Source organism: Marinovum sp. (assembly GCF_048263515.1).
In the GTDB taxonomy this organism is placed as follows: Bacteria; Pseudomonadota; Alphaproteobacteria; order Rhodobacterales; family Rhodobacteraceae; genus Marinovum.
Window position 1 is genome coordinate 98,541 of the sequence record NZ_JBLXEC010000015.1, and the last position, 8,243, is coordinate 106,783.

At 68.3% G+C, this 8,243-nt stretch carries 9 protein-coding genes; 4 read left to right on the forward strand and 5 right to left on the reverse strand.

All coding sequences use genetic code 11. From position 1 onward, the window contains the following. Nucleotides 1–135: 135 nt before the first annotated feature. Nucleotides 136–603, forward strand: coding sequence for a CoA-binding protein (locus ACN0SE_RS14425; RefSeq protein ID WP_417525232.1), 468 nt, complete (start codon nucleotides 136–138; stop codon nucleotides 601–603). A 37-nt stretch (nucleotides 604–640) separates the two neighbouring features. On the opposite strand, the gene ACN0SE_RS14430 is transcribed toward ACN0SE_RS14425, so the two are convergent. The 3 genes from ACN0SE_RS14430 to ACN0SE_RS14440 all read right to left on the reverse strand — a co-directional run bounded on the left by ACN0SE_RS14430 (nucleotide 641) and on the right by ACN0SE_RS14440 (nucleotide 3,291). After that, nucleotides 641–1,426, reverse strand: a complete 786-nt coding sequence (locus ACN0SE_RS14430; RefSeq protein ID WP_417525233.1) for an inositol monophosphatase family protein — start codon at nucleotides 1,424–1,426, stop codon at nucleotides 641–643. Next, a complete protein-coding gene (locus ACN0SE_RS14435) occupies nucleotides 1,413–2,759 on the reverse strand; it encodes a TldD/PmbA family protein (RefSeq protein WP_417525234.1) in 1,347 nt (448 codons plus the stop codon). Before ACN0SE_RS14435 ends, ACN0SE_RS14430 begins: the two co-directional genes overlap by 14 nt. Nucleotides 2,760–2,820: 61 nt before the next feature. Beyond that, nucleotides 2,821–3,291, reverse strand: coding sequence for an OsmC family protein (locus ACN0SE_RS14440; protein ID WP_417525235.1), 471 nt, complete (start codon nucleotides 3,289–3,291; stop codon nucleotides 2,821–2,823). Nucleotides 3,292–3,418: 127 nt separating this feature from the next. Between ACN0SE_RS14440 and ACN0SE_RS14445 the strand changes: the two genes are divergently transcribed. Continuing rightward, the gene (locus tag ACN0SE_RS14445; RefSeq protein ID WP_417525236.1) at nucleotides 3,419–4,030 is read left to right on the forward strand and encodes a TetR/AcrR family transcriptional regulator; all 612 of its coding nucleotides are present in this window, start codon (nucleotides 3,419–3,421) and stop codon (nucleotides 4,028–4,030) included. Between the two features lie 486 nt (nucleotides 4,031–4,516). Here the strand turns inward: ACN0SE_RS14445 and ACN0SE_RS14450 are convergent, their stop codons facing one another. Next, complete coding sequence (locus ACN0SE_RS14450) at nucleotides 4,517–6,034, reverse strand: DUF2125 domain-containing protein (protein WP_417525237.1); 1,518 nt, start codon at nucleotides 6,032–6,034, stop codon at nucleotides 4,517–4,519. A gap of 190 nt (nucleotides 6,035–6,224) precedes the next feature. On the opposite strand from ACN0SE_RS14450, the gene ACN0SE_RS14455 reads away from it, so the two are divergent. Together ACN0SE_RS14455 and ACN0SE_RS14460 are read left to right on the forward strand one after the other, a co-directional pair. Continuing rightward, nucleotides 6,225–6,953: an SDR family oxidoreductase gene (locus ACN0SE_RS14455; RefSeq protein WP_417525238.1), complete on the forward strand. Its 729-nt coding sequence runs from the start codon at nucleotides 6,225–6,227 to the stop codon at nucleotides 6,951–6,953. Beyond that, nucleotides 6,950–7,564 (forward strand): enoyl-CoA hydratase/isomerase family protein, encoded by a 615-nt coding sequence (locus tag ACN0SE_RS14460; protein WP_417525239.1) that lies wholly within the window; start codon nucleotides 6,950–6,952, stop codon nucleotides 7,562–7,564. Before ACN0SE_RS14455 ends, ACN0SE_RS14460 begins: the two co-directional genes overlap by 4 nt. 579 nt (nucleotides 7,565–8,143) lie before the next feature. Here the strand turns inward: ACN0SE_RS14460 and ACN0SE_RS14465 are convergent. Further along, nucleotides 8,144–8,243 (reverse strand): hypothetical protein (locus tag ACN0SE_RS14465; RefSeq protein ID WP_207382986.1); only part of this gene is annotated, 100 nt, incomplete at its 5' end.

Consider the following 8,243-nt stretch of genomic DNA (forward strand, 5'->3'; position numbering starts at 1 on the left):
ATTGTTGCCTATTTGTCTTTCATGACATGCGAGGCCGGAACCCTTGCATGAATTCACTGTCCCTCGTTCCGCACTATGCGCCCGGGCCTTGCCTGGGCGCTTTTTTCTTGCGCGGACGGGTGCTAGATCCGGGACATGGACTATTCCGACAGCTTCCTGCGCGCGGTCCTGACCCGCGCCAAGATGATCGCGGTGGTGGGCGTGTCACCCAACACCGTGCGCCCGAGCTATTTCGTCGCCCGCTATCTCAAGCTCAAGGGCTTTACCGTGATCCCGGTCAATCCCGGCCACGCCGGCAAGCAGCTCTTTGGTGAAGTGGTGCGCGCTGACTTGTCAGAGGTGCCGAAAGAGGTCGACATGGTCGATGTCTTCCGCCGGTCGGAGGCAGTGCCCGAGATCGCCGAGGCGGCGCTGGCGCATCTGCCCAACCTTAAGACCTTCTGGATGCAGATCGGCGTAGAACACGCCGAGGCTGCAGCACGGCTTCAGGCGGCAGGCGTCGACGTGGTGATGAGCCGCTGTCCCAAGATCGAATACCAGCGGCTCTTTGGCGAGCTGCGGATGGGCGGGTTTTCCACCGGGATCATTTCGTCGAAGTTGTGAGGTGTGGCGGCCGGGGCGGTGGGCAGGATTGCCCAGCCTACGCGAGCTGGCTGCGAATCGCGCGGTGCAGCGCCGGGTTGGCGGTCAGCACGCCGGGGCTTTTCGGGACGTCGGTGTTGAACACCAGATCGGAGCCGTCGGCGGCGGTCGAGAGCGCCCCGGCCTCGGTGGCGATCAGCGAGCCGGCGGCGATGTCCCAGTGCCAGGAGGGCCGCACCGTCAGCATGGCATCGAAACGGCCCTGCGCGATCAGCGCCATGCGATAGGCCAGCGAGGGGCGGAACACCCGCGTCACCTCTGGCGGCGCGCCGCGCCAGTGCATGGGTTGAAAGGTCGGCTTGGGTGCCATCATGCTGGCGCCGGTCAGCTCGGCCCGGTCGCCGGTGGCAATCGGCACGCCATTGAGCGTCGCGCCCTGGCCCCGGGCGGCGGCAAAGGTGCGCTCGCGGGCGGGCAGGTGGATGACGCCCGCGCTCACCTGGCCCCGATGGGCGATGGCAATCGACAGCGCCCAGGTGCCGGAACCTTCGATGAAGCTGCGGGTGCCGTCGATCGGATCGATGATGAAGACATGCTCGCAGTCCAGCCGCGCCTTGTCGTCGGGGCTCTCCTCGCTCAGCCAGCCATAGCCGGGCCGCGCCCCGCGCAGGATGTCGTGGAGGGCGTCGTTGACGGCGTAATCGGCCTCGGTCACCGGGCCCTGGCCGGGCTTGTCCCAGGCCTTGGCGGTGGGGCCGGTAAAGCCCAGCGCCACCTCGCCCGCCACCTGTGCGGCGCGCAGCAGCAGGTCCAGATCGCTCTCGCCCGCGTCAGGTCCCGGCAAGGGTCATGCCTTCGATCAGCAGAGACGGCACCACCCGCGACAGATGCGGCCGCGCGTCATTGGCCGGCACGATCCGGCGCAGCATGTCGCGCAGGTTGCCGGCGATGGTGACCTCGTTGACCGCATGGGTGATCTCGCCGTTCTCGACCCAGAGGCCAGAGGCCCCGCGCGAGTAATCGCCGGTGTTGGGGTTGATCGTCGAGCCGATCATCGAGGTGACCAGCAGGCCGGTGCCCATGTCGGAAATCAGGTCGGCGCGGCTGCGGCTGCCCTGGGTCAGGTCGATGTTCCAGTTCGACGGATGCGGCGGCGCCGAGGTGCCGCGCACGGCGTTACCGGTGCTCTCCAGCCCCAGCTTGCGCGCGGTGGCCAGATCGAGCGTCCAGCCGGTGAGCACACCGTGGTCGACAATCGCGCGTCGCTGCGTCGGAAGGCCCTCGGCATCGAAGGGCCGCGAGCCGGAGATGCGCGGACGATGCGGATCCTCGATCACGCTCAGCCCCTCTGGCAGCACCTGCTCCCCCAGCGCATCGCGCAGGAAGGACGAGCCGCGGGCAATCGCCCCGCCGGAAATGGCCGAGAGCAGGTGACCGATCAGCGAGGCAGAGATACGCTCGTCGTAAAGCACCGGGTAGGTGCCGGTCGGCGGCTTACGCGGGCTCAGCCGTTCGACGGCGCGTTCGCCGGCGGTGCGGCCGATGTCCTCGGCGCTGCGCAGGTCGGCGGCGAAGGTGCGGCTGTCGCCGTCATAGTCGCGCTCCATCCCCAGCCCCTCGCCGGCGATGGCGACACAGGAGATCGACGAACCGGTGCGGCGATAGCCGGCATCAAAGCCGTTGCTGGCGGCGATATGGATGTCGCGGGCGGAATAGCTGGCCGAGGCGGATTGCACCTGGCTGACCTCGTCGACCGCCTTGGCGGCCGCTTCGGCCTCGCAAGCCCGGGCTTGCAGGTAGGCCGGGTCGGGCTCTGCCGCGGGATCGGCCAGCTCGAGGGCGGCAGCGTCGGTGTCGCTCGCCAGCTGCGCCGGATCGGCCAGGCCCACGTGCGGGTCTTCGGGGGCTTCGCGGGCCATGGCGACCGCGCGTTCGGCCATCGCGGCCAGGGTCTCGGGCCGGGTGTCCGAGGCCGAGACATTGGCCTGCCGCCGGCCCAGCAGCACCCGCAGGCCGATGTCCGTGGCCTCCGAGCGTTCGGCCTGTTCCAGCGCGCCGCCGCGCACGTCGACGGTGACCGAGGTGCCGCGCAGGGCAATCGCGTCGGCGGCCTCGGCGCCGGCTTTGCGGGCGGCGTCTAGCAGGGCTTGGGTCAGGTCTGACAATGGTTGCGGCATCTGGGCTCTCCTTGGGGGTCACAGGTAGAGCGCGCCGGGCCGAGGTGCAAGATCCGCCGGCTCATGCGGTGGTATAGCTGGCCGCGTGATGCACCGGGAAGTTGACCGATCGGGCGATGAAGCAGACCTTGTGGATCTCGCCGTGGATCGCATCGGCGCGGGCGGGATCGCAGCCTTCGGCCAGGGTGATCTGCGGCCGCAGCGTGGCCGAGACAAAGCGCGCCGCGCCGCTCGGTTCGATCTCGCCCTGGGCCTCTGGCGCGTCGGAATAGGCGGTGACGGTGATCCCGGCGTCGCTGGCGAGATGCAGGAACCACAGCATGTGACAGGCCGAGAGCGCCGAGAGCAGCAGGTCCTCGGGGTTCATTTTCGCAGGGTCACCGCCGAGCAGCGGGTCGTTCGAGCAATGGATCACCGGCTTGCCGGGCACCGCGATGTCCCAGCTGCGATCATAGGCCCGGTAGGCGCTGGTGCCGGTGCCGCGATTGCCGGTCCAGGTGATGGCGGAGGTGTAGATATGCTGCTGGGTCATCGCGGCCTCGGTTGCTGACGCGTCGGGGCCACCATGGCTGACGGGGGCGAAATGGCAAGACTGCGGCCTTCCGTCCGTTGATTTTCGCCCCGCAGTGGTGGCAATTGGACGAAACCCGGAGGCCTTCATGGCAACAGCCCCCCTAGAGCCGCGCAAGGCGCCGCGGCAGGCGCGCAGCCGCCACACCCGTGACGCCATCCTGACCGCCGCCGGCGGCATCCTCGCGGCCAATGGCCTGCGCGGGCTGACCACCAACCACGTGGCGCGGGCGGCAGGCGTGTCGATCGGCGCGCTCTACCAGTATTACCCCAACAAGCAGGCGATCATCGGCGCCCTGCTGACACAGAGCCGGGCCGACCTGCTGGCGGGGATGGAGGCGGCGGCCGAGGCTGTCGAGGGCGAAGCGCTGGAGGTGGTGGTCTGCGCCATGGTCCGGGCGCGGCTGCGCCAGCTCTTCGAGATGGCGGCGCTGGCCGAGGCATTGGAGCGGGCCGAGGCGGAACTGCCCGCCGACCCCGGCATTGCCCGGCTGAGGACGCGCGTGCAGGCGCAGGTGGTGGGGGTCCTGGCGGAATACTACGTCGACGATCCCGAAACGGTGGCCCGTGACGTGCTGGCCATGGCCGAGGGCATGGCCCATGCCGCGGTGCGGGCCGGCGAGGCTGGGTTCGCTCCGCTGGTCGAGCGGATCGAGCGCGCGGTGACGGGGTACCTGGCGGGGGTGGTGCCTGAGGCGTGAGGTGTGCGACCGCGCGTTGACAGCGGCCAGAGGCCGCCGCGCGTCATGCCGGAGGCATGCCTTCGGCATGACGGGCCGCCTCATCGGCACGGCGATTTGGCTGACGTAGGCGCGTCAATTGGGTCTTTTGCGGATTTGGTTGAGATAAAGCGCTGCCGACTCACCCAAGGATCGCCGCACCGCGACCTAGCGATGCGCGGCTCGGGTCAAGTTGGCAGACGGCTTTAGCCAGTCAGAGCGCAAACCCTGGAGCAAAGCACCAAGCGCGTTAACAGCGGCCAGAGGCCGCCGCGCATCGCCGGGCCGCCCCTCGGCACGGCGATTTGTCTGACGGTGGCGCGTCGATTGGGTCGTTTGCGGATCTGGCTGAGATAAAGCGCTGCTGAACTGGGTGAGGTTCGCCGCACCGCGGCCCAGCGATGCGCGGCTCGGTGCCCACCATCACAGGCACGCCCCCGCAGTTGCCTGCGAGGGCGTGGCACCCGGTTACTGGATGCGTTGGCCGTTCGCCAGGATATGACCCTGCGAGTTGATCTCGATCTTCGAGGTCAGCGTGTCATCCCCCTGGTTCACCGCGAACATGCCCATCATCATCCGCGCGCCCATCGCCTGGGCTTCGGGCAGCAGGCCCATGCCCACCAGCTTGTCGATCAGCGCGTTGGCGCCCACCAGTTCGGCGTTCAACTCGCCCTCGGGGCGGGGCATGCCGTCAAAGCTCTCCAGATCGGAATTGTCGAAGGTGAACGCCCCCGTCGCGGTCAGCGCCGCGCCGATCGCATCGACCACCAGCTCGTTCAGCGTCAGCTCGTGCAGCTCGGCCGGCATCTCGGACATGGCCAGCGCCTCGGCCTGCTCGGGGTCGAACAGGTCGTAGAGCATCCGCACCTTGCCGGTCAGATCGACCGCGATGGTCGCCGGATCGCGCGGCAGCTGGCCTGCGGGATCGAAGATGTTCCAGATCAGGTCGTTCATCTGGAAATCCGCCAGCACCAGGCCTGCGGCAACGTCCTGCGGCGTGTCGCCGCGGGCCACCGGCATGGCGAAATTGCCGGAAAGTTCGCCAGCGCTGAGCGACACCGGGAAGGGCAGGTCGCCGCCCTGAACCTGAACGTCATAGCCCTTGACCTCGAAATCGAAATCCCAGGCCTCCGGCGAAAACGTCATGGCGACGCTGCCGCCCTCGGAGCTCGAGGCAAAGCTCGCCGCCTCGCCGTCCTCGACGCCGTTGAACTGCGCCGATCCGGCGGAATAGGAGAAGCTGCCGTCAACATCCATGACGGCCATCACCGCCATCGGATCCTCGCTGTCGAGATCCACCGGCAGGGTGCCGGTGCCGCTGTAGGCGATATCGGTCATGTTGCCCTGGAAGAGCACGGTATTTTCGGTGTTCTCCGGATCGCGGCCGGCAAAGTCATAGGACAGGCTGCCGATCTTCATCTCCTGCGCCATGTCGCGCATTGCGCCGGTGGTCATCTGCGAAGTGCCGACCAACCCGTCGAGCAGGATCTCGCCGCGGATCACGTCGCGCGGCAGCGAAACCCCCTCGACCACCAGATCGGCCAGCGATATCCGCGCCGAGCTGGCGGAATAGGCCCAGGCGGTGGCGCCGGGATCGCCGGACACCGTCGCCTTCAGATCGGCGGTCTCGTAGAGCAGCGTCGCCGACATCTGCTCTTCGCCCTCGGTGAAGTCGAAGGTCACCGGCATCTCGGCCGGCCAGGACACATCGACCGCGCCATCGTCGGTGGCGCTCAGCACCAGCTCGGGCATGCGCATGACGATGGTCACGTCATCCTCGGGGATCGGGATGGTCGAGGTCAGGTCGGTCAGGGTGAGCACATCGCCATCGGCGGTGGCCGTGGCGGTGACCTCGTAGCCATAGCCCTGCATGTAGCCGCGCAGATCCTCCCAGACCTGGGCTGGGGTGATCTCGGCCGCGGCGCTCTGCGCCAGCAGCAGGGTGGCCAGCGCTGTCGAGCCGGCAAGCTTGGTAAAACAGGTCATGTCAAATGCGCCTTTCCATGAATTTTCCGCGTCAGCTTCCCTTGGCCGCAGGATGAGGTCAAGAGGCAGGCCGGCATGGGCAGAGCATAGCCTATTGCTGGATTAATGCCCATCGAGCCGCTACCAAAGATCCGCAGGCCGGCCACAGGCGGAGGAAAGCATGGCGGAGAGTTTCAGCGGAAAATGTATAATGATCACAGGCGCCAGCCGCGGCATCGGCGCCGCCGCAGCGCGTGAATTCGCGCGCGAGGGGGCAAATGTCGTGCTTGTCGCCCGCAGCGAGGAAAGCGTGGCCGACCTCGCCGGAGAGATCGGCGACCGGGCGCTGGCGGTGCCCTGCGACGTCAGCCGCTACTGGGAGGTCGAGAAAGCGGTGCAGGTCTCGGTCGAGACATTCGGCCGACTCGATGTGCTGATCGGCAATGCCGGCGTGATCGAGCCGATCTCGCTGCTGGCCGGCTCCGATCCCGAAGGCTGGGGCCACGCGATCGACATCAACCTCAAGGGCGTCTACCACGGCATGCGCGCGGCGATGCCGGTGATGATCTCTCAGGGTGGCGGCACGATTGTCACCATCTCGTCCGGTGCGGCGCACGGCCCGGTCGAGGCCTGGAGCCACTATTGCGCCTCCAAGGCAGGCGCCGCGATGCTGACCCGCTGCGCCGACAAGGAGGGCCGCGATCAGGGCATCCGCGCCATGGGCCTTTCGCCGGGCACGGTGGCGACCCAGATGCAGCGCGAGATCAAGTCGAGCGGCATCAACCCGGTCAGCCAGCTCGACTGGTCCGATCACATCCCGCCGGAATGGGTGGCGCAGGCGCTGCTCTGGATGTGCGGACCCGAGGGCGACGCGCATCTGGGCGAGGAGCTGTCCCTGCGCGACGAGAGCTGGCGGCGGCAGCTGGGGCTGATCGCATGATCGATCTCTCGCGCGACGGCGGGCTCTGGGTGGTGACGATCAACCGCCCGGACAAGGCCAATTCGCTGACGCCCGAGATGCTCGAGCGGCTGGTCGAGATCGCCGGCGAGGCGCAAGAGGCGCAGGTGCTGGTGCTGACCGGCGCCGGCACGGTGTTCTCGGCCGGGGCCGACCTCGAGGCGGCCAAGGCCGGCCTTGCCACCTCGGACGTCTGGGAGCGTCTGTCGGGCGCCATCGCGGCGCTGCCGGGGCTGACGATCGCGGCGCTGAACGGCACCCTGGCGGGGGGCGCCTTCGGCATGGCGGTGGCCTGCGACATGCGGATCGCGGTGCCGGAGGCGAAGTTTTTCTACCCGGTGATGAAGCTCGGCTACCTGCCGCAGCCCTCCGATCCCGGCCGCCTCGCGGCTTTGGTGGGTCCGGCGCGCGCCAAGCTGGTGCTGATGGGCGGAGCAAAGCTCAGCGCCGAAGAGGCGCTGCGCTTCGGCCTGGTCGAGCGGCTGGTGCCGCGCGAGGAGCTGATGGCGGCAGTGCGGGAGCTGGCCGGCGATACTCTGGCGGCGACGCCGGAGATTGCCCGGGGGATCAAGGCGCTCTGTCGGGCGGGGTGAGAGGATGCGCCATGCCCCTCCGGCCTCTGCGCCCGAAGCGCCATTGCGGTGCTGGGTTGGCCGGGAGGTCCCGGGTCAGGCCCGGGACGTGGGGGACGTAACTCACCACGCCGCCCCCGCCCCCGAGCCGGGGCCTCTGTAGAAGCGACCCGGGTGTACGGTTGGGTTGGCCGCGAGGTCCCGGGGGCGAGCCCGGGACGTTGGGTCAAACTTGCCCTACGCCACTCTGACGCCCCATGCGCGTTAACAGCGGCCAAAGGCCGCCGCGCATCGCCGGGCCGCCCACCGGCACGGCGATTTGGCTGACCCGGGCGTATCGTTCGGATCATCTTCGGATATGGGAGGGATAAAGCGCTGTCGAACCAGGGTCGGATCGCCGCACCGCGGCCCGTCGAAGCGCGGCCTCGTTGAGGCACGGCCCTGCCAAAACGTATCACACAAAGAAAAAGGGCCGGTAAATACCGGCCCTTTCCATCTCGGCTGCGAGGTCCCGGATCAGGTCCGGGACGCCGCCAGCTTACTCGATGATCTTCGACACGCTGATGTGGCGCGTCTCGGGATCACCAAGCGATCTGTCGATCACTCGATGATCTTCGACACGACGCCCGAACCGACGGTGCGGCCGCCTTCGCGGATGGCGAAGCGCAGGCTTTCTTCCATCGCGATCGGGGCGATCAGC

Bases quoted from the DNA above. Each gene is read 5' to 3' on its own strand.
- ACN0SE_RS14450 (WP_417525237.1), bottom strand. From the start codon at position 6,034: ATGACCTGTTTTACCAAGCTTGCCGGCTCGACAGCGCTGGCCACCCTG.
- ACN0SE_RS14455 (WP_417525238.1), top strand. From the start codon at position 6,225: ATGATCACAGGCGCCAGCCGCGGCATCGGCGCCGCCGCAGCGCGTGAA.
- ACN0SE_RS14425 (WP_417525232.1), top strand. From the start codon at position 136: ATGGACTATTCCGACAGCTTCCTGCGCGCGGTCCTGACCCGCGCCAAG.
- ACN0SE_RS14445 (WP_417525236.1), top strand. From the start codon at position 3,419: ATGGCAACAGCCCCCCTAGAGCCGCGCAAGGCGCCGCGGCAGGCGCGC.
- ACN0SE_RS14435 (WP_417525234.1), bottom strand. From the start codon at position 2,759: ATGCCGCAACCATTGTCAGACCTGACCCAAGCCCTGCTAGACGCCGCC.
- ACN0SE_RS14460 (WP_417525239.1), top strand. From the start codon at position 6,950: ATGATCGATCTCTCGCGCGACGGCGGGCTCTGGGTGGTGACGATCAAC.
- ACN0SE_RS14440 (WP_417525235.1), bottom strand. From the start codon at position 3,291: ATGACCCAGCAGCATATCTACACCTCCGCCATCACCTGGACCGGCAAT.